Below are 21730 nucleotides of genomic sequence, written 5' to 3'. Positions count from 1 at the left end.
ATATAGTACAAGTATTTTCCTTATTTTAAACATAATGAGATTTTAAGTCTTTTTGACTAAGGTAGTGAATTGACAAATATATATGCCTTGAAATTAAGATACCGGATTTTGTATCAAAAAAATTTTCATAAAGATTAATTTGATATTACAAATGATAAGATCAAGTAATATAAAGGGGGACTAAAATTGCTGGAATTCGATATTGATATGGAACAATTCGCCCAGATAAAGGTCATAGGTGTTGGCGGTGGTGGTAATAATGCTGTTAACAGAATGATAACAGCTGGACTTCGTGGTGTTGAATTTATAGCAGTTAATACTGATAAACAAGCTTTATTTTTATCTAAAGCTAATACAAAAATCCAAATAGGGGATAAATTGACAAAAGGATTAGGTGCAGGAGCAAACCCTGAAATTGGTGAAAAAGCTGCAAATGAAAGTAGAGATGAGATTGCCCAATCAATAAAAGGTGCGGATATGGTATTTGTTACCGCTGGTATGGGTGGCGGAACCGGGACCGGAGCTGCTCCTGTAGTAGCCCAGGTAGCAAAAGAAATGGGGATTTTAACAGTTGGGGTTGTTACAAAACCTTTTATGTTTGAGGGAAGAAAAAGAATGCAGCATGCTGAAAGAGGTGTAGAAAACCTGAAAGCTGCTGTCGATACACTTGTTACTATTCCAAACGACAGGTTGTTACAGGTTGCTGAGAAAAAGACTTCTATGGTTGATGCTTTCAGAATTGCAGATGATGTTCTCAGACAGGGCGTTCAGGGTATATCCGACTTGATTGCGGTACCGGGACTTATAAACCTTGACTTTGCAGATGTCAGAACCATAATGTTCAATACAGGCCTTGCACACATGGGTATAGGTAGAGCTTCAGGTGAAAACAAGGCTGAAGAAGCAGCAAGACAGGCAATACATAGTCCATTGCTTGAGACTTCGATAGAAGGAGCCAGAGGAGTACTGGTAAATATTACTGGCGGTGTTGATTTAGGATTATTTGAAGCCAACACTGCAGTTGAAATGATTCAAAAATCAGCTGATCCGGATGCGAACATTATTTTTGGTGCTTCAATTGATGAAAATCTTAAGGATGAATTACTTATAACTGTTATTGCTACTGGATTTGATAAGGGGCCGATAATCAAAAAAACAGAGAAAGTTGTTGAGAAACCTGTTAACAATAATACACAGGTAGCCAGTGAAAAACAGCAAAGTAATGCATTTACAGGAGATGAGCTAGATATACCGACTTTCTTAAGAAGAAACAGATTTAAATAGTATAAATTTAAAAAACGCCAGGTTTGTTATCAAACCTGGCGTTTTTTTGTCATACGATTTTTCTTTTTCTACATTGACATTTGACAAAATAGTAGTTGTGAGAGCTATATAATAATGAAGAATCGTTGTAAACCGGATGAGGACAGGCAGTTTTTCAAAAACCCGTCATAAACTGAATATAATATGCATATATATACAAGCACCCGAATATAAATAATTAAGGCGTAACATTGCCACTAATTAACCGGTAAGTGGCGAGTCTGTCTGTCAAGGAAGTATGCATAAACCAGTAAGCTGTAAATAAAGATTGCGAGGTAATCTGGGTGGAAATATATTTGGATATTCTTTTTCTTGAGAATATCGTGATGAATTATTTGATTCTTTTAGTAACTGCAAAGTTTGCTAAAAGTAAAACAAACAGTCTCCGTTTATTTACCGCTTCTTTGATTGGAGCTGTTTATGTAGTTATATTAGTTTTGTTTCCCGGTATGAAAATGTATTATACAGCTTTTGCAAAGGTTATTCTTTCCTTATTAATAATAGCTGTTGCCTTTTCTCCGGAGAAGCTGGGGTTATTCTTTAAAACATTGGCTATATTCTATATCTCAACATTTATATTTGCGGGTGCAGGGTTTGCATTCATATACTTCAATCAAGGCGGCGGGTTTGTAAAAAACGGTATAGTATATGTATTCTGGCAATCAAAATGGACTTTGCTGTTTTTATCAATAATTACAGTTGCAATTATAGTCAGAATATTCTGGGAAGTAATACAATACAGGTTTGTTAAGGATAAGCTGCTTGTACCTCTGAAAATATCTTTTGAAAGCAAAATAATTGATATGGCCGCGTTAATTGATACCGGTAATTCTTTATATGATCCGCTTACAAATACTCCTGTCATCGTAGTTGAATTCAAAGCAATAAAAGAGATATTACCCAGAGAGATAAAAGACATATTTGAAGAATCGAAGGAAGATGATCTTAATTGTGTTACTAACATCGTATCTCACTCAACCTGGTTTTCCAGGTTTAGACTTATACCATTTACTTCACTTGGAAAGGAAAACGGCATGCTTATTGGGTTTAAACCTGATTATGTTGAGGTTGGTGAAGAACAGCAAAAAAAGGGGGTTAGTAATGTAATAGTAGGTATTTACAATCGGGCACTTTCCCATAATGAGAAATACAAAGCCTTACTTAATCCGGAATTGGTTGCATGAATACAAAAAACTGAGCTGTGTACTGTATTTTGTGTATGTTTCTTAATACAAAATACAGGAATAATTGTGAAAGGGGTTGAAGATTTGAATGCTATAAAGAAAGTAAAATTTGTTTTAAGAATAAAAGTAATAAATATATTAAGAATGCTGAATCTGTATAGGGAGCTTCCTGTTCATTATATCGGGGGGAGTGAAGCCCTTCCGCCTCCACTTAGCAATGATGAGGAGATTTACCTCTTAAATAAGCTTGAAAAAAGTGATTTTGGAGTAAAGACCATACTTATTGAAAGAAATCTCAGGTTAGTGGTGTATATTGCCAGGAAGTTTGAAAATACAGGGGTTGGAGTAGAAGATCTTATTTCAATAGGCACTATTGGGCTGATAAAGGCAATAAACACTTTCAACCCTACTAAAAATATCAAACTTGCAACATATGCCTCAAGATGTATAGAAAATGAAATACTCATGTATTTAAGAAGAAATAACAGGATAAAAACAGAAATATCTATAGATGAACCTCTAAATATCGATTGGGATGGAAATGAACTTCTTTTATCGGATATACTGGGGACAGAAAATGATCTGATATACAGAAGTATTGAAGATGAAGTAGACAAGGAATTGTTAGGCGTTGCGATGAAAAAACTCTCACTGAGAGAGAAGAAAATTATGGAGCTCAGGTTCGGACTTGTTAATGGAGTGGAGAGGACCCAGAAAGAAGTAGCTGACATGCTGGGTATTTCACAATCATATATCTCCAGACTTGAAAAGAGAATTATCAGCAGACTAAAAAAAGAAATCAACAGACTTATTTAGCAGAATCAATAAAAGAGTAAGCTTTTGCTAATAATAGCAGTAGTTTTTTTGCTAATAAAAAAGAGAAAAAACCGTTTGGCGCACGCTTTTTCATGAATGTGGAAAAACCCTGCGTTTCAGATGATATGCGGGTTGTCAAGGTGTAGGGTAAAATTTTTTTTATGTTTTTTTCAGTATAAAAATGACCTCCGTGGCAATAATGATATTGACCAAAATTAATTGCCGGGAGGTTAATATATGCTAGTCAACAAAGTAGAAATATGCGGAGTAAACACTTCTAAATTACCAGTATTAACAAATGAACAAAAAAAAGAGTTGTTTGAAAGAATGCATAAAGGTGATACCACGGCAAGAGAGGAATTTATCAGGGGTAATTTAAGGCTGGTATTAAGCGTTATACAAAGGTTTAATAACAGAGGGGAATATGTAGATGATTTGTTTCAGGTAGGGTGCATAGGATTGATAAAAGCAATAGATAATTTTGACGTTACGCAAAATGTAAAATTTTCTACATATGCTGTTCCTATGATTATCGGAGAAATAAGGCGGTATTTGAGAGATAACAACTCCATAAGAGTCAGCAGGTCATTAAGAGATATAGCATATAAAGCGTTACAAGCAAAAGAGAAGCTAACAAACAAAAATGCCAAGGAACCTACAATAACTGATATAGCCAAGGAATTAAGCATTCCCAAAGAAGATGTAGTTTTTGCACTGGATGCTATACAGGATCCGATATCATTATTCGAATCAGTTTACCACGACGGTGGAGATGCGATTTATGTTATGGATCAGGTAAGTGATGAAAAGAATATTGATGAAAACTGGCTCGAAGGTATATCCTTAAAGGAAGCTATGAGAAGGCTTAATGACAGAGAAAAACTTATACTAAATCTACGTTTTTTTGAGGGCAGGACACAAATGGAAGTTGCTGAGGAAATCGGGATATCACAGGCTCAGGTTTCCAGATTGGAAAAGACAGCGTTGATGCATATGAGAAAATATATATGAAAGTGACTTTATTACGGCTGTGGACAATAGAAAACGAAAAGAAAACACCTCTGGGTGTTTTTTTTCATATAAATAAAAAGTTGGCATATATTAGTAGAAAAGATAGCAGGCAATGGAATATAATAGTTTTGATAGGATATATCTATTGGCTCTAGCTCATTGTCTACCTTAAGGATGTGTTAGTTATGTGCCGTACTTCGGAATTCAGACAGAAAGAAGTAATTAATGTTTCTGATGGCAGGAGATTAGGATTTGTAAGTGATGTTGATGTAAATATGGACGACGGGAAACTAGATGCTATTATCTTACCTGGTTCAGGAAGACTTTTTGGTATTATTGGCAAGGATAGTGAAATTGTTATTCCTTGGGAGAGTATAAAAAAAATAGGTGAAGACATAATCCTTGTTGATATGGATGAACGCTTTATGCGTAAGTATTTTGACTAAAAAGATAGAAAATGTAAAGTATATTTAAAATATACCGATAAATGAAATATATACAAAAGAAGAAATCCACGTTTAGTGTGGGGGAAATGGGAGGCTGCAAATGAAGTGTCCGTATTGCGGTTATGTTGAGGATAAGGTCATAGATTCCAGACCTACAGATGAAGGTTCTGCTATAAGAAGAAGAAGAGAATGTTCGAAATGTGTAAAAAGGTTTACTACTTATGAGAAAGTTGAAAGTTTACCTCTGATGGTAATCAAAAAAGATAAGACCAGACAAAGCTTTGACAGGGAAAAACTGCTAAATGGATTGCTGCGGGCTTGTGAAAAAAGGCCTGTATCTGCAAATGACTTGGAAAAGCTTGTTGATGAAATTGAGAGCCAGGCTTATAACACACTTCAGAGGGAGATCACTTCTCAGGAAATCGGAGAAATGGTTATGGCTCGCCTTAAAGACATGGATGAAGTTGCATATGTAAGATTTGCATCGGTATACAGGCAGTTTAAGGACATAAACACATTTATGGATGAATTGAGGAAGCTGCTTAAAAATAAATAAATCAAAGCAGGCAAAGACTATTGATATATTGAAGGCAACAACAAAAACGGAGTGCTCCTCCGTTTTTTTGTTGTAACAATAATAAGTATTTGATAATATTGTGAGTAAACAATAAATTAAGTTTGAGTATAGGAAGCTAAACTTCAAAGATTTAGCCATTAAAGTAAATAAATTACAGGAGCATGGAGATAAAATGTCTATTGTATTTGAAAGAAACATGAAACTTCTGGAAAAGCATCAACCATTTGTTTTCAATAAGATAAACGCTTATCTGAACGGACACTATAAACCTTTAAACAGTAAAATAGAGCGGATACTGCTGGCAAATCATGGAGATATCATTATCAATATGCTTGTTATAAGTGATGGTAACGAATATTTGATATGCGACCACAATGATCCTATAAATCAAGCTTACAGCTGGATTGATAAATACATTGATCCTTCCAATAAGGCCGATATAGTTTTTGGTTTGGGTTTTGGCTATCATATTGAAGTTTTGCTTGCCAGCTTTAAAAACAGAAAAGTCATACTGGTTGAACCTAATATAGAACTTTTTTGTCAGATAATAAAAGTCAGGAACATGGAGTCTATTATCGAAAAGACTGAGATTTATGTTGATGACAGTATGGATACCATATTGCAGAGACTAAATGTGATGTTCTGGGATACGGAAAAAGGCGGGATACAATGCCAGCCTCTTGAAGTATATGGTGATATCTTCTGGCAGCAGTGGGATGAACTGAGAAGTAGATTCGTAAAGCAGGTTGAAAACTTTAATGTTGATATTGCAACAAAAAGGTTTTATGGCGGACTCTGGGTGCATAATAATATTAAGAATCTGAAGAAGATATATGGCGCTGCAAATGCAGCGGAGCTAATTGGAAAATTTACAGGGGTACCGGGAATTCTGGTATCGGCAGGTCCATCACTTGAGAAAAATATTCACTTACTGAAGGATTTAAGAGATAAATGTGTAATTATGGCAGCCGGAACCTCAGTAAACATTCTTGAAAACAAAGGTATAGTGCCTCATTTTATGGTAGGAATAGATGCGACAGAAAGTGAAGCAGAGATACACAGACAGGTAAAATCAAAGGAAATTTGTTTTATTTACTCAAATCAGATTGCGGAAGGATCATTAGACAGCTATGCAGGCCCAAAGCTTCTGATGAACTACTCTGCAGACATATATACTGACAATTTCCTAAAAATTACAGGAGTAAAAGCAAATATGTTCATTAGCGGGCCTTCTGTATCAAATACCTGTTTTGATTTACTGTATAAGATGGGGTGTAACCCAATAATCCTTGTTGGACAAGACCTGGCCTTTACCAATGAAAAGTTGTACGCAGGCGATGAAGCTGATCCGGTTTTAAAAAACAAAGAGGAGTTAATGAAGCAGGGGTATAGTACTTCTAAGGATATTTACGGGAAAGAAATACTTACAAGAAGTGATTTTGTTACAATGAAAAACTGGTTTGAAGGATATTTTGAAAAGGTAAAAGAAAAAGTGGAAATAATCAACGCAACTGAAGGCGGACTGAATATAGAACATGCCAGAAATGATGAACTTTCAAAAGTTATTTGCGGGTACAGCTTTCGTGAACAGCCTGTTTTAGAAAATATAAAGACACAGTTTTCGGACAGCAGGTTTGATAGCAGTTTACTAGAAAAGCTGAAGGAATATGAGAAAACTGTCTGCTTGGAAATTGAAAGGCTTGAGGCTTACACCAAAGATCAGGCTAGAATAACTGATCTGATAAAAAGAGAAATCTATCATCCTGCAAAGGATAAAAAGGCTTTTGACAGGGCTGTTGCTCAACTGAACAAACTTATGGAACTGGTAATGGGATCGCCGATTTACAATTCACTGTTAAAGAATCTGATTGAAATAGATTTTTATCTTATAAAGGCGGAAGTAGACCGTTCTACAAAAGAGTGCAGTTCCTATGGTGAGGCAAAACCCTTATATGTAAATGCTATGGAGCAGCAAAACAAAATATTGAAGAAGAATTTACAAAAATTAAGAGAGTATTATAACAATTAAACTGACTATATATGAAAAAGACTATTGCCTGTAGAGACAATAGTCTTTTTCATATATAGTAATGTTCAAAATATGTATGACTTAAACATAATAAACAAAAAATGACACAAATCCCTATATACAACTGGAAAATAATGTAGTATTATGTAGAAAGAGATTGAAAAATATCCATAAGTGAGGTCAAAAATATGATTTCCAGAGTAAATAGCTGCGGATTGGTTGGAATTGATGGCTATATTATTGAAGTTGAAACTGACATAAGCAGCGGTATACCGGGATTTGAGATTGTAGGCTTGGCGGATACTGCTGTAAAGGAATCGAAGGAGCGTGTAAGAGCAGCTATTAAGAACACAGGTTTAGAATTTCCTGTAAGAAAGATAACTGTAAACCTGGCTCCCGCAAACATGAAAAAAGAAGGGTCTGCATTTGATCTACCAATTGCTATAGGTATACTCGCAGCAACTGGACAACTGGAGAATAATGATATCAAAGCCTGTATGATGGTCGGTGAACTTGCGCTGGACGGGGAAGTCAGGCCTGTTGCAGGTGTGCTGCCGATGGCTATTTGTGCGTTGCAATCAGGTATTGAAAACATGATACTCCCGGCAGCTAATGCGGATGAAGCTGCAGTTGTAAAGGGATTGAACGTACTTCCAGTAAAAAACCTTTCCGAGGTATTTAGCCACTTAAGTGGTGAAAAGCAAGTCCCAAAGTATGGTATTGATATAGATGGATTGTTCAGTAATAATACGGAACATAGTCTGGATTTTGCAGATGTAAAAGGACAGGAAAATGTAAAGCGGGCTTTGGAAGTTGCTGCATCAGGAGCACACAATTGTCTGATGATAGGCTCACCGGGAGCAGGCAAGACTATGATTGCCAAAAGGCTTCCTACCATACTTCCTTCAATGACTTTTGAAGAAGCGTTGGAGGTTACAAAAATCTATAGCATTGCAGGTGTTCTTCCTCCAAAGACTTCCCTTATAACTTCCAGACCATTTAGAAGTCCTCATCATACTATATCAGCAGTCAGTTTGATAGGTGGTGGGAAATATCCGAAACCTGGTGAGATAAGCCTTGCTCACTATGGAGTTCTCTTTCTTGACGAGGTACCGGAGTTTAGTAAAGACGCTCTGGAAGTACTAAGGCAGCCTTTGGAAGATGGGATTGTTACTATTTCAAGAGTGAATGCGAGCCTGAGCTATCCATCAAAAACTACCGTGATAGCTGCCGCAAATCCATGTAAATGTGGCAATTTCCTTGATCAATCCAAGCAATGTACTTGTACTCCAAGACAGATACAGCAGTATCTTGGCCGCCTCTCAGGTCCGCTGCTGGATAGGTTGGATATTCATATAGAAGTAGCTTCAGTGAAGTATAGTGACCTGGACAGTGTGAAAGAGGAAGAAAAATCTGCAGCAATAAGAGAGCGGGTAAATAGAGCAAGAAAAATTCAACTTGATAGGTATAAAGGAATGAAAATATACTCTAATTCCCAGCTTCAACCTGCTCTGATTAACAGATTCTGTAAGCTTGATGAAAGCGGAAAGGGGCTATTGCAAAATGCTTTTGAAAAATTAGGCTTAAGTGCAAGAGCGCATAACAGAATACTTAAGGTTTCAAGAACAATAGCAGATATGGAAGGAAGTGAACATATCAAACCGGAACATCTGGCCGAAGCGATTCAGTACCGGAGTCTGGACAGAAAGTTCTGGAATGTGTAATATGTTATTTAGTAGATAACAGGAATTCAGTATGTTAAAATGAATGGACAATAAATTATGCCTAATAATAAAGAATAATCGATCATATATAGTCATTCATGCTTTAAAGAAATCTTGGTTTACTTGTAGTTTAGGATTTGGGAGAACTAATTAATGAAATCATATCTGTTTGTGGCTATAGGCGGATTTTTGGGAGCAATATGCCGGTTTGCACTAAAAAATATTCAATTTTTCAACTATAAAGGTGAATTTCCGGTCAATACATTAACAGTTAATGTTACCGGAGCATTTGCACTTGCCTTTTTTCTTGCACTGTCACTGGATGTGATTAAACTTGGGGATGAAGTGAGACAGGGTGTGGCAATAGGTTTCCTTGGTGCTTATACTACTTTCTCTACTCTTTGTAAGGAATTCATTACGTTACTCGATAGCTTCCGATATGCAGAATTATTTTTATATACGGTACTTTCAATTGCACTTGGGTTGTTAGCAGTTTATGCCGGCATGACATCAGCACAAGTGTTGCTTGCAATGACTTTAAAAAAAAAAAATGATATCAAAATGCAGATGAGGGAAGAAAGTAAGAAAAAAGACGGGGTGTAACAGATGGAGTACCTGTTTGTGGGGTTTGGTGGAATGATGGGTGGTCTTGTGAGATTTATTATCGGTAAAAAAATGGTAAACAGGAATTTTGGGGGGTTCCCTTTTTCTACGTATTTAGTTAATATCTCGGGAGCTGTACTTTTAGGGGTAGTAAATAGCCTGGATATTACAAGGAATGCATATTTGCTGCTTGCAGACGGTTTTTTGGGAGCATATACTACTTTTTCTACATTTATGTATGAAGGATTTAACTTTATATCGAATAAAAAAATGCTAAATGCGTGTATATATATTGTGGGTACTTTGGTTAGCGGATTAATAGGTTTTATTTTTGGAGATATGATCGGTAAACTGTTTTAGAAAATATAAAAAGTTGTTTTGGATATTTGTGATGTTTTGAAGTGAATCAATAATTTGGTTAATTTACAGTGAGGTTAGAATGCAGGAAAGTGATATAAAATACTGGGTATGGTTAAGTATCATACCAAGAATGCGTTATAAAAAGCGTATTCAGTTAATTGAACATTTCGGAAGCCCAAAAACTTTATGGGAAATGTCTGAAAGAGATCTCATAAGAGAGCTTCATATGGATATCTCCACTGTCAAAATGCTTATGGATTCAAAGCACAGGGACGAAATTGAATCACATATGGAAAAAATCGAGAAAAATGGTATACAGGTAATTTCATATAAAAGCTTGTCCTATCCTGAACATTTAAAAAACATACATGACCCCCCTTTAGTAATATATATGAAAGGTAATAATATCAATAATGATAAAACTGTTGCAGTTGTTGGTTCCAGAAAGGCAAGCAACTATGGTTTGGAAATGGCTGCCACGCTTTCATATGAACTATCCAGATGCGGAATAACGGTGATAAGCGGAATGGCTCGCGGAGTGGATACGTATGCCCACACCGGTGCCCTAAAGGCAGGGGGGAACACGATAGCGGTTCTTGGTTGTGGGGTTGATATCGCATATCCCATAGAAAACAAGAAGCTTATGGAAGAAATAATCCATCGTGGCGCTGTAATATCCGAGTATTTGCCCGGAGAAAAACCCTTTCCGGCATACTTCCCGGCGCGAAACAGAATTATAAGCGGAATGTCTCTGGGAGTTGTTGTAATAGAGGCAGGAGAAAAAAGCGGTTCGCTGATAACAGCGGACTTTGCTCTGGAGCAGGGAAGAGAAGTATTCGCAGTTCCGGGAAATATTACAAGCCATAATAGCAGAGGAACAAACGGATTAATCAGGGAAGGAGCAAAAATTGTCACATGTATTGAGGATATTTTAGAAGAACTGAATATGATGATAGTAAAAGGTGAAAGCAGACCATCAAAAAACATGATGGACAATGTTGATATACGGCTTGGTGCTTTGAGCAGTGAAGAACTTGGGATTGTCAAAACAATTGAAAATGAAGCCTTACATATTGATATAATTGCTCATAAAACCGGGTTTAGCATTCAGACAGTTAACTCTTTACTGGTAATGATGGAACTCAAGGGAATAATTGAACAATTTCCGGGAAAAGTATATAAACTGAGAAGCTTAATATAGGTATATGCTAGAAAACTAAAATATTTATGTGCAAAAAATGTTAGCTATAGACTTTATAAAAAAATGTGTTAATATATTTATGTGCCTCTGGCACAGTAAAGATTATTAGGCAGTAGGTCAAGCACCTTATAATAAATGGGCATGCCTGCTGAATTTTTGGAGGAATCAGATGGCAGAGTATTTGGTAATTGTCGAGTCTCCGGCTAAAGCTAAGACTATAGGCAAGTTTTTGGGAAAAGGATATAAGATCGAAGCTTCAATGGGGCATATTAGGGATTTACCTAAAAGTCAGATTGGAGTTGATGTAGAAAAAGACTTTGAACCTAAATATATTACCATAAGAGGAAAAGGCGATCTATTAAGCAAGCTGAAAAAGGAAGCAAAAAACGCACAAAAAGTTTTTCTTGCAACCGACCCTGACCGTGAAGGCGAAGCTATATCATGGCATCTGGCAAATCTTCTAAACATAGATGAAAATGCAAAATGCAGAATTACGTTTAATGAAATTACAAAAAATGCAGTTAAAAATGCAATAAAATCTCCCAGACAAATTGATATGGATCTTGTTGATGCACAGCAGGCCAGAAGGGTGCTGGACAGAATAGTCGGTTACAAAATAAGCCCCATTCTCTGGAGAAAGGTTAGGAAAGGCTTAAGTGCAGGAAGAGTCCAATCTGTGGCTACAAGGTTGATTTGTGACAGGGAGGAAGAAATAGAAAAATTTGTGCCTGAGGAATATTGGAGTTTAATAGCAAAGCTTTCAAAGAAAAGCCAAAAGTCTGCTTTTGAGGCAAAATTTTACGGACTTGAAAATGAAAAAATCGAACTTAAGAACGAAGAACAGGTAAATAAAATATTAAAGGAACTTGAAGGAAGCATTTATACCATAAAAAAAGTTAAGACCGGGGAAAAGAAAAAAGCTCCATCACCGCCTTTTACTACAAGTACTCTACAGCAGGAAGCATCAAGAAAGCTGGGGTATACTACAAAAAAGACTATGATGGTAGCTCAACAACTGTACGAAGGTATAGACGTTAAAAATGTCGGAGCAGTGGGTTTGGTAACATATATACGTACGGATTCATTGAGGATTTCTAATGAAGCCCAGCAGGAAACGCGCGAGTATATTAAAAGCAAATATGGAGAGAAATATATACCTGAAGAAATAAGGAACTATAAAAACAAGTCTGCATCACAGGATGCCCATGAAGCGATCAGACCGACTCATATTAACATGGACCCTGATTCCATAAAAGAATCCTTGACAAATGATCAATACAAACTTTATAAGCTAATATGGGAAAGATTTGTTGCAAGTCAGATGGCGTCAGCGGTTTATGATACTTTATCTGTAGATATTACTGCAAATAAGTATATCTTTAGGTCAAATGGTTCCAAAGTAAGATTTGCCGGGTATATGGTGCTATACATTGAAGGCAGGGATGAAGAAGTGGAAGATGACGAAGTCAGTATTCCGGATTTGAAAGAGGGAGAAAATGTAGACCTCAAGAAACTGGAACCGAAGCAACACTTTACCCAACCGCCTCAAAGATATACAGAAGCAACATTGGTTAAGGCTCTTGAAGAGAAGGGGATAGGTCGTCCAAGTACTTATGCACCAACTATTACTACCATCCTGGCAAGAGGATATGTAGAAAAAGAAAAAAAGCTGCTGATACCTACAGAACTTGGCAAGATTGTGACTGATATAATGAAAAACCATTTCAAAGATATTGTAGATGTACAGTTTACAGCTCAAATGGAAAAGAAGCTGGATGATGTCGAAGAAGGAGATAAAAAATGGGTAGAAATAATGAAGGATTTTTATACCCAGTTTATTGATGAGCTGAAGAAAGCAGACGACCAGATCGGACATGTAACAATTCAGGATGAAGTTACAGATATTGTTTGTGAAAAGTGTGGAAGAAATATGGTCATAAAGCATGGAAGATTCGGTAAGTTTCTTGCATGTCCCGGATTTCCAGAGTGCAGGAATGCAAGACCGATACTCGAAGAAGCAGGGGTAAACTGCCCTAAATGTGAGGGAAAGATACTTGTTAAGAAATCAAAAAGAGGGAAAAAATATTTCGGATGCGAAAACAATCCTAAATGTACTTTTATGACATGGGATAAACCGGTTAATGAGAATTGTCCTAAGTGTGGAAACTTCCTTCTGAAGAAATTTTCGGGGAAAAAGGCAAATCTGAAATGCAGTAACGAAGGTTGTGATTTTGTAAAACAAGAGTAGGAAGTTTAAAGGCCTTTTATATTAATATTTTTGTGGGGGCGGACCAGTGTGTCCGCCTTTTGAACAGTTAGTACGAAAGAGGAGTGAATATGACTGAATATATAAATGTAATCGGAGCAGGGCTGGCGGGATGTGAGGCTGCATGGCAAATAGCCAGGAGAGGCATAAAAGTAAGATTGTATGAAATGAAGCCGAAAATGTTTACTCCTGCGCATCATCTGAAGACCTTTGCTGAACTGGTGTGCAGTAATTCTCTGCGATCAGACCAGATTGAAAATGCAGTAGGCCTGCTTAAAGAAGAACTTCGGATACTTGATTCCCTGATTATGAAGTGCGCGGATGCAACAAGGGTGCCGGCTGGCGGGGCATTGGCAGTAGACAGGGAAGGCTTTTCGAAAATGGTAACGGACCAAATAAAGAATAATGAAAATATATCTATCATTAGCGAAGAGGTATGCAATATTCCGGAGGATGCAATTACGATAATCGCGACAGGACCATTGACATCCGACTGTATGTCAGGGGTAATAAGCGGACTTACTGGAGAGGAGTACATGTATTTTTTTGATGCAGCAGCACCAATTGTTACATATGATTCCATAGATATGAACAAAGCGTATAAAGCTGCCAGGTATGGAAGGGGCACAGAGGATTATATAAATTGTTCCATGACAAAGGAAGAATACGAGTTGTTTTGGAATGAACTGGTGAATGCAGAAGAAGCAGAAGTGAAGGGTTTTGAAAAAAATATGGTCTTTGAAGGATGTATGCCTGTTGAAAGTATGGCTAAGAGGGGCAAGGACACATTGCGGTTCGGACCGCTAAAACCTGTAGGATTGACGGATCCATCCACAGGCAAGGAAGCTTATGCGGTAGTGCAGCTTAGACAGGATAACAGTGAGGGGACACTTTATAATATAGTCGGCTTCCAAACACATTTAAAATGGCCGGAACAAAAGAGAGTATTCAGTTTGATTCCTGGGCTTGAAAATGCCGAGTATGTAAGATATGGGGTCATGCATAGAAATACATATATTAACTCACCCAAGCTTCTTGATTCTACTTATAGGTTCAAGAATAAGGAAGGGTTGTATTTTGCTGGACAGATAACAGGAGTTGAAGGATATGTCGAATCAACCTCCTCAGGTCTGGTAGCCGGCATTAATGCGGCGATGAAGTTTCTGGACAAGGCTGAAATAATTTTCCCGAATACGACTGCAACAGGTGGCTTGAGTAATTACATATCTGACAGCAGTATCAAGAATTTCCAGCCTATGAATATAAATTTCGGAATTATGCAGGGATTGGATGTAAGAATCAGGGACAAGAGGAAAAAGAACTTTGAAATCTCGCAAAGAGCTATTGGAATAATAAAAGAAATTGCAGACAGGATATAGAGTACTGAGGGCTTACAAAACTCTTACCCAAAATGTGAAATAAAGCACTTTTTAGGCTTAAAGACAATGCGTCATTAAAATTTATTTATGTTTAGCTAAAACTATCAATACAACATATTGATAGTTTTAGTATTTATAATACCCTATATTGTTGTATTTTCAGACAAAATATGTTAATATAGTTTTTAATAATGGCGTTTTATGAACAGAAAATAAGAAAGTATTAAGCATAGTCAATACACCAAAACACGGGCAGGCTTGCATTCAATCACCGGTATACAGGTATTCCGGTATCTACAGGAGAATTAATGCAGATTTTATGGAGTAAATTAACAGATTAAATTTGTTAAAGTATAAAGGAAACAATGATAATCTGTCGAAATATATATTAAGTATAGTTGTGTTTATGAAGTAGAAGCAAATAGTCTGAATAATGAAAATATCTGTCAAATGTAGATTTTAGGGGGTATACCCGATGCTGGAAAAAATATTCAGTGGCGCAAAAACGAGAGAAAAGGCATTAAATGCGGCATTACTCAGGAATGAAGCTATATCTGATAATATCGCAAATGTCGATACGCCCGGATACAAGAGAAAGATTGTAGCATTTGAAGAATTTCTCAGTAATGCGATGGATAGCGGCATTAAGGGAAAAATAACAGATAAAAAACATATTCCTATCGGTGGAACGAAAATAGATAATGTTACTCCACGGATTATTGAGCAAAATAATTCCACGAACTACCGTTTGGACGGTAACAATGTTGATATAGAAAATGAAATGGCTGCTATGGCAAAAAACACTATTCAATACAACACTTTAGTTCAGAGTCTGAACGGATATTTTAGAAAAATAAAATCTGTAATTAAAGAGGGGAGATAATGTAAATGGGTTACTTTTCTTCACTTGATATTGGTTCCTCAGCACTTACAGCTCAGAGACTGAGAATGGACACTATATCACAGAACATCGCCAATGCAAATACTACAAGAACTGAAAACGGTACGCCTTACAGGCGCCGTGAAGTAATATTTGAAGAGAGAAACGCCTCAGGTACTCCCTTTTCGCACTATCTGACAGAAAACAGCAAACGTTATTTCGAAGGTAAGGGTGTAAGAGTTGCAAGGATAGTAGAAGATCAGACACCGTTTAAAAAAGTGTATGATCCGGGGCATCCTGATGCTAATGAAGACGGATATGTAGAAATGCCTAATATAGATATTGTTACGGAAATGGTGAACATGATATCTGCAACAAGAGCCTACGAGGCAAATGTAACATCAATAAATACTACCAAAAGCATGGCTATGAAGGCACTGGAAATAGGACGCTGATTTTTAGGAGGAAAATATGGCTATAAATAAAATAGGTGGGATAAATTTATTTACTCCTTCAAGTTCAGGACTAAATAGTATAGCGGAAGATGATAGCAGTAAAGTAAACTTTGGAGATTATCTGAAGAATGCTCTCGATAAAGTGAGTGATATGCAATTGGGAGCGGAAAAGTTGACAAATGATTTTGCTTCGGGAAGAACTGATAATATTCATGAAGTTTTGATTGCCGGAGAAAAAGCTGACGTAGCATTACAATTTACTATGCAAATACGGAATAAAATACTTGATGCATACAACGAAATAATGAGAATACAGATTTAGAGCTGATTATGTCCGGGATAACTATACTAATGATAAATAACCTTCAAACAGGGTGGTGAAATTAATGCCTGAGGTGCTTACAAGACTGCAGCAGCGGGTTGTGGATTTTTGGAAGAATCTTGATAAATCACAAAAAATAAGAGTGTACATAATTGCAGGTATACTGGTTGTTGCGGTAGCAGTAGGGATGTTTATCGCTACCAGGACAACATATGTACCTTTGTTTAGCAGTGGTTTGAATGACCAAAAAGAACTTTCGGAGATTACAGCAATATTAAGTGAAGGCAATATCAAATACAAGCCTGATAATAATAACATTCTTATAGATTCCAGATCAAAAAGCAAGGCAGAGCAGTTACTCGTCGAAAAAGGATATCCTAAATCCATTGATGCAATTTTTAATGAGAGTTATGTAAATAATATAAAACTCAGTACTACAGAAAGTGATAAAAGAAAATTCGATAAAAATACCCAGGAAAGATTATTGGCTGCAAAGCTTAAAATGTTTGATTACATTGAAGATGCTACAGTTACTCTTACAATTCCGGAAGAATCGGTACTGCTCCTTGATGACGAGAAAGCGGAAGAAGCAAAAGCTGCTATCTGGATAAAACCAAGAGTAAAGCTGAATAAAGATCAGGTCAACGCTATTGTCATGTGGATTTCAAAGAGTGTAGAAAAACTTGATCCCAAAAACATTACAGTAGTCGATAATAACATGAAACAGCTTACAAGTGATGCAGGTGATGATTCAATAGACAAAGTGAATGACCAGTACGAAATGACTCTCAAATGGGCGACCGAGCTGGAACGGAAAGTCAAAAAGCTTTTTGAAGGGCAGTTTGAAAGTTTTGATGATATGGCGGTTGTTGCAAATCCAAAATTGAACTTCAATAAACAAAAAACACAATCAAAGAGATTTGAAAACCCAACAGCAGACGGACCGGCTGTAAGAAGCAGCGAAACAACCAAAATAGAATTGAAAAATGGAAGTGCAACGGGTGGGGCACCAGGAGTGGGAAGCAATCCGGGAACGGGAAGTTCTCCTTCTTATCAGATAGAAACAAATGGAGATAACTCCTCATATAAGGAAACAAGGGAAATAGTCAATAATGAATTCAATGAAACTCTGACTGAACTGGAAAGCTCTGTTGGCGATATAGTTTCCGATCAGTCTTCTATTGCTGTAAATGTTAAGTATGGAATAAAAGCAAAGGATGTAACGACAGAAGAGATAGAAACAATCAAGCAGATGGTAAGCAGGGCTACAAGCATACCGGTAGCCAATATAGCGATAAATAAATTCAAGATTGCACCTCCTGAAGAGGTTCAGACTCAGATTTCAGACAGAATAAAAGATATATTCAACACTTACGGTTTATTTGCTCTGATAGTTATCCTTGCTATAGGATTAATGATTGCTGCTCTTCCCAAGAGAAAGAAGAAAGAGGAAGAACCTGCACTGGAGCCCGCTCTTGCATCGGCAGGAGGACCTAGGTTTATTGTACCTGAACATGCAGGGGAACCGATACCTGAAATTGATATAGAAGAAAGATCTGAAGTTAAGAAGCAAATAGAGAAATTTGTAAAACAAAAACCGGAAGCAGTTGCTTCTTTATTGAGAAACTGGCTATCAGACGAATGGGATGGCTAAAAACTAATAAAGTAAAGGTTACAACAGCTATAGGCTATTTTAGATGATTAGCTGGAAAAATGTTATACTGGTAATACAATCTGTAAAAATGTAGACTAAAAATGTAAAACAAAAAGCTTGTACTACTGAATTTATGTAAAGTGGTTGAATATTTATATACCAATTAACATGACAGGTATGGTAATTATATACATTCAGCAGGGGTTAGATTATCTTCTTGTTACTGATATATTTGGGGGTGTGGTTTGTGGCACGTGCTACTCTTGCAAAATCCGACCGTACAGGTAAGGAAAAAGCGGCAATGCTTCTGATATCCCTGGGGCCGGAAAAGTCTGCGGAGATATTTAAGCATTTAAAAGAGGAAGAGATTGAACAATTAACATTGGAAATAGCAAACATCCGTACAGTTACTCCCGAAGAAAAGGAAAAAGTATTGGATGAATTTTATCAGATATGTCTTGCTCAGGAATATATTGCAGAAGGCGGTATAGGCTATGCAAAGGATATACTTGAAAAAGCATTGGGAACACAAAAAGCTCTGGATGTCATAAACAAGCTTACTGTTTCTTTACAGGTAAGACCTTTTGATTTCATAAGAAAAACAGACCCTTCACAGTTATTGAACTTTATACAGAATGAGCATCCGCAAACCATAGCACTTATACTTGCATACCTAAAACCACAGCAAGCTTCAACAGTGTTATCGGCTTTACCCCAGGATAAACAGGCGGATGTTGCAAGAAGAATTGCTACTATGGACAGAACTTCGCCTGAAGTTATTAAAGAAGTAGAAAGAGTTTTGGAAAAGAAGCTTTCATCACTGGTTACAGAGGACTATACAGCTGCTGGCGGTGTGCAAGCAATAGTTGACATTCTGAACAGTGTTGACAGAGGTACAGAAAAGTATATTATGGAAACGCTGGAAATCGAAGATACAGATCTGGCAGAAGAAATTAAGAAAAGAATGTTTGTATTTGAAGATATTCTTTCATTGGACAACCGTTCAATCCAGAGATTTCTCAGGGATGTGGAAAATCACCAGCTTGCTATTGCGCTTAAAGGCTCCACTGAGGAGGTACAGAAGCTCATTTTCTCCAATATGTCTAAGCGTTTAGCGGAAATGATAAAGGAGGATATGGATTTCCTTGGTCCTGTCAGACTAAAGGATGTTGAGGAAGCACAGCAGAAAATCGTTAACGTTATACGTAAGCTTGAAGATGCCGGAGAAATTGTAATCTCCAGGGGTGGAGGAGATGAGATAATTGTCTAATAAGGTCTATAAAAACTATCAGGTTAATGTAGGCATACCTTTTCAAATTCGTAATCCAATGAATTTTCAGAACTTACAGACTGTTAACACTACAACTCCGCTTGAAAAAGAAAAAGAGAATGCGGCAGAAGAGCTTAGTGAAGCAAGTATTGAAAGTATAATCAATGATGCACAGCAGAAAGCTGAGCTGATACTGAAGGAAGCTCAGTTTGAATCTATGAGAATCATTGAAGATGCTGAAAGGGAAGCAAGTGAGTTGAAACTGTCAGTTGAGGAAGAGGCCAGACAACGTGGTTATGAGGAAGGAATAAACGAAGCAAAAAGACAGTATGAAGATCTGCTGCAGGAAGCGGAATTTATAAAGGAGCACGCAAAAGCAGAATATAAGGAAGTTCTTGCTGGAATTGAATCAGAGGCTGTAAAGATGATACTTGATATAGCACGGAATGTAATAGGAGCAGAAATAGCATTTAACAAAGAAGATATTCTATATCTGGTAAAACAGGCTTTTGAAAAATGCGCAAACAGGGAAAGAGTAATACTTAGGGTTTCTCCGGAAGACTTCGATTACATTGATTCAAACAAGCATCGGCTGATGTCAATGGTTGGGGGATTGAGTGAGCTTGAGATCAAAAAGGATGCTTCATTGAAGGAAGGCGGATGTCTGATCGATACACCTTTTGGGAGCATAGACGCAGGTGTTCAGACCAAGCTGAAGAAGATAGAAGAGGCTTTCAGACAGGCTGTAGGGAAAGAAGATTAGACACAGGAAGAATAAAGTAAAGAGCGGGACTAACGTGTGGAGAAATGAAAAATGTTCTCCATTTTCTATATAATTTTGTGTTTGAAAAAATAGCAATAGCACCCTTTGCTAAGAGGTACAGGAGTGATAAATAGTATGGTCAGTATTAACTTCAATAAATACAAAAAGATTCTGGAACAGTCTGATTTTATTGAGTATACAGGAAAAGTTTCCAAGGTTGTTGGTCTGACTATTGAATCAATCGGACCTGAAGTCAATATAGGTGAGCTCTGCCAGCTTCACACAGTAAGGAGCAAGAAGGTAATAAATGCAGAAGTTGTAGGATTCAGGGATAACAGCGTTTTATTAATGCCACTGGGAGACATGAGTGGAATAGGTCCTGGCAGCTCGGTTGTAGCAACAGGTGATTCTTTAAAAGTAGGTGTTGGCAGGAAATTGCTTGGGAGAGTACTGGATGGATTGGGTTCTCCGATTGATGATAAGGGAGACTTGGAAACAGAGGGCTACTACCCTGTCAATAATACACCTCCTCATCCACTTACGAGAAAAAGGATATCTGAGCCTTTACCACTGGGGGTTAAGACAATAGACGGACTTTTGACCGTAGGGAAAGGTCAGAGGATAGGTATATTTGCAGGTAGCGGTGTTGGAAAAAGTACCTTGCTGGGTATGATTGCAAGAAATACAAAAGCAGATATAAATGTAATTGCTTTAATTGGAGAACGTGGCAGAGAAGTGAGAGAATTTTTAGAAAAAGATTTAAAAGAAGAAGGCTTGGAGCGTTCTGTTGTTATAGTAGCTACTTCCGATCAGCCTGCACTGATCAGACTCAAAGGTGCACTTCTAGCTACGGCTGTTGCAGAATATTTCAGAGATCAGGGAAAAGATGTATTACTTCTTATGGACTCTCTGACCCGTTTTGCTATGGCACAAAGGGAGATTGGACTTGCGATTGGAGAGCCTCCTGTTTCGAGAGGATATACTCCATCAGTTTTTGCACTGCTGCCAAAGCTGCTGGAGCGTTCAGGAAACTCTCAAAACGGGTCAATAACCGGACTATATACGGTCCTGGTGGATGGAGATGATTTGACAGAACCCGTAACAGATACAGCCAGAGGTATACTTGACGGACATATAGTATTATCAAGAGCGCTGGCAAATAAAAATCAATACCCTGCTATAGATGTTCTGGCAAGCATAAGCAGGGTTATGTCGGATATCATATCTCCCGATCATAAGAAGATTGCAGGCGAGGTTAAAAAAATAATGGCTGTATACAGGGATGCGGAAGATCTGATCAATATAGGTGCGTATGTAAAAGGGAGCAATGAAAAAATTGATTACGCTATAGAAGTAATAGACAACATAATAGGCTTTATAGAGCAGGGAACTCATGATAAATATACATTTGAAGAAGTAATGGATGAGATTGGAAGAATATTAAGGTAGATGAGCATATGTACAATA

General features: G+C 37.2%; 20 protein-coding genes. All 20 read left to right on the top strand.

The features are described from left to right. Positions 1 to 186 precede the first annotated feature (186 nt). Positions 187 to 1284, top strand: a complete 1098-nt coding sequence (ftsZ, locus tag N3I35_09615; protein MCX8130342.1) for a cell division protein FtsZ — start codon at positions 187 to 189, stop codon at positions 1282 to 1284. Positions 1285 to 1619: 335 nt separating this feature from the next. Next, positions 1620 to 2507, top strand: coding sequence for a sigma-E processing peptidase SpoIIGA (gene spoIIGA / locus N3I35_09610; protein ID MCX8130341.1), 888 nt, complete (start codon positions 1620 to 1622; stop codon positions 2505 to 2507). Positions 2508 to 2591: 84 nt separating this feature from the next. Next, complete coding sequence (gene sigE, locus N3I35_09605; GenBank protein MCX8130340.1) at positions 2592 to 3323, top strand: RNA polymerase sporulation sigma factor SigE; 732 nt, start codon at positions 2592 to 2594, stop codon at positions 3321 to 3323. A gap of 237 nt (positions 3324 to 3560) precedes the next feature. Then, the gene (gene sigG, locus N3I35_09600) at positions 3561 to 4334 is read left to right on the top strand and encodes an RNA polymerase sporulation sigma factor SigG (protein ID MCX8130339.1); all 774 of its coding nucleotides are present in this window, start codon (positions 3561 to 3563) and stop codon (positions 4332 to 4334) included. Between the two features lie 185 nt (positions 4335 to 4519). Beyond that, positions 4520 to 4780, top strand: coding sequence for a YlmC/YmxH family sporulation protein (locus N3I35_09595; GenBank protein MCX8130338.1), 261 nt, complete (start codon positions 4520 to 4522; stop codon positions 4778 to 4780). A gap of 100 nt (positions 4781 to 4880) precedes the next feature. Further along, positions 4881 to 5336, top strand: coding sequence for a transcriptional regulator NrdR (nrdR, locus tag N3I35_09590; protein MCX8130337.1), 456 nt, complete (start codon positions 4881 to 4883; stop codon positions 5334 to 5336). A 193-nt stretch (positions 5337 to 5529) separates the two neighbouring features. Further along, positions 5530 to 7386, top strand: coding sequence for a DUF115 domain-containing protein (locus N3I35_09585; protein MCX8130336.1), 1857 nt, complete (start codon positions 5530 to 5532; stop codon positions 7384 to 7386). Positions 7387 to 7574: 188 nt separating this feature from the next. After that, the gene (locus tag N3I35_09580) at positions 7575 to 9110 is read left to right on the top strand and encodes a YifB family Mg chelatase-like AAA ATPase (GenBank protein MCX8130335.1); all 1536 of its coding nucleotides are present in this window, start codon (positions 7575 to 7577) and stop codon (positions 9108 to 9110) included. 153 nt (positions 9111 to 9263) lie between these two features. After that, complete coding sequence (locus N3I35_09575) at positions 9264 to 9713, top strand: CrcB family protein (GenBank protein ID MCX8130334.1); 450 nt, start codon at positions 9264 to 9266, stop codon at positions 9711 to 9713. Positions 9714 to 9716: 3 nt separating this feature from the next. Then, the gene (crcB, locus tag N3I35_09570) at positions 9717 to 10073 is read left to right on the top strand and encodes a fluoride efflux transporter CrcB (protein ID MCX8130333.1); all 357 of its coding nucleotides are present in this window, start codon (positions 9717 to 9719) and stop codon (positions 10071 to 10073) included. 79 nt (positions 10074 to 10152) lie between these two features. Further along, positions 10153 to 11274, top strand: a complete 1122-nt coding sequence (gene dprA / locus N3I35_09565) for a DNA-processing protein DprA (protein ID MCX8130332.1) — start codon at positions 10153 to 10155, stop codon at positions 11272 to 11274. A 169-nt stretch (positions 11275 to 11443) separates the two neighbouring features. Next, the gene (gene topA / locus N3I35_09560) at positions 11444 to 13522 is read left to right on the top strand and encodes a type I DNA topoisomerase (GenBank protein MCX8130331.1); all 2079 of its coding nucleotides are present in this window, start codon (positions 11444 to 11446) and stop codon (positions 13520 to 13522) included. 89 nt (positions 13523 to 13611) lie between these two features. Further along, positions 13612 to 14919: a methylenetetrahydrofolate--tRNA-(uracil(54)-C(5))-methyltransferase (FADH(2)-oxidizing) TrmFO gene (trmFO, locus tag N3I35_09555; protein ID MCX8130330.1), complete on the top strand. Its 1308-nt coding sequence runs from the start codon at positions 13612 to 13614 to the stop codon at positions 14917 to 14919. A gap of 475 nt (positions 14920 to 15394) precedes the next feature. Continuing rightward, positions 15395 to 15802 carry a flagellar basal body rod protein FlgB gene (flgB, locus tag N3I35_09550; protein MCX8130329.1) on the top strand — a complete coding sequence of 136 codons (408 nt, stop codon included), beginning with the start codon at positions 15395 to 15397 and terminating at the stop codon, positions 15800 to 15802. Between the two features lie 5 nt (positions 15803 to 15807). Then, positions 15808 to 16254: a flagellar basal body rod protein FlgC gene (gene flgC, locus N3I35_09545; protein ID MCX8130328.1), complete on the top strand. Its 447-nt coding sequence runs from the start codon at positions 15808 to 15810 to the stop codon at positions 16252 to 16254. A 16-nt stretch (positions 16255 to 16270) separates the two neighbouring features. After that, positions 16271 to 16576, top strand: a complete 306-nt coding sequence (gene fliE / locus N3I35_09540; protein MCX8130327.1) for a flagellar hook-basal body complex protein FliE — start codon at positions 16271 to 16273, stop codon at positions 16574 to 16576. Between the two features lie 64 nt (positions 16577 to 16640). Then, positions 16641 to 18230 (top strand): flagellar basal-body MS-ring/collar protein FliF, encoded by a 1590-nt coding sequence (fliF, locus tag N3I35_09535; GenBank protein MCX8130326.1) that lies wholly within the window; start codon positions 16641 to 16643, stop codon positions 18228 to 18230. A gap of 238 nt (positions 18231 to 18468) precedes the next feature. Beyond that, positions 18469 to 19500 carry a flagellar motor switch protein FliG gene (fliG, locus tag N3I35_09530; GenBank protein MCX8130325.1) on the top strand — a complete coding sequence of 344 codons (1032 nt, stop codon included), beginning with the start codon at positions 18469 to 18471 and terminating at the stop codon, positions 19498 to 19500. Further along, entirely contained in the window at positions 19493 to 20263 is a 771-nt protein-coding gene (locus N3I35_09525) for a FliH/SctL family protein (GenBank protein MCX8130324.1), read from the top strand. Before fliG ends, N3I35_09525 begins: the two co-directional genes overlap by 8 nt. 135 nt (positions 20264 to 20398) lie before the next feature. Continuing rightward, positions 20399 to 21712 (top strand): flagellar protein export ATPase FliI, encoded by a 1314-nt coding sequence (gene fliI / locus N3I35_09520; protein ID MCX8130323.1) that lies wholly within the window; start codon positions 20399 to 20401, stop codon positions 21710 to 21712. Positions 21713 to 21730 lie beyond the last annotated feature (18 nt).

Source organism: Clostridia bacterium (genome assembly GCA_026414765.1).
GTDB lineage: Bacteria > Bacillota > Clostridia > Acetivibrionales > DSM-27016 > SKW86.
The sequence above is the reverse complement of the archived record's forward strand: the minus strand, read 5'-3'. Positions and strand labels throughout refer to the sequence as shown.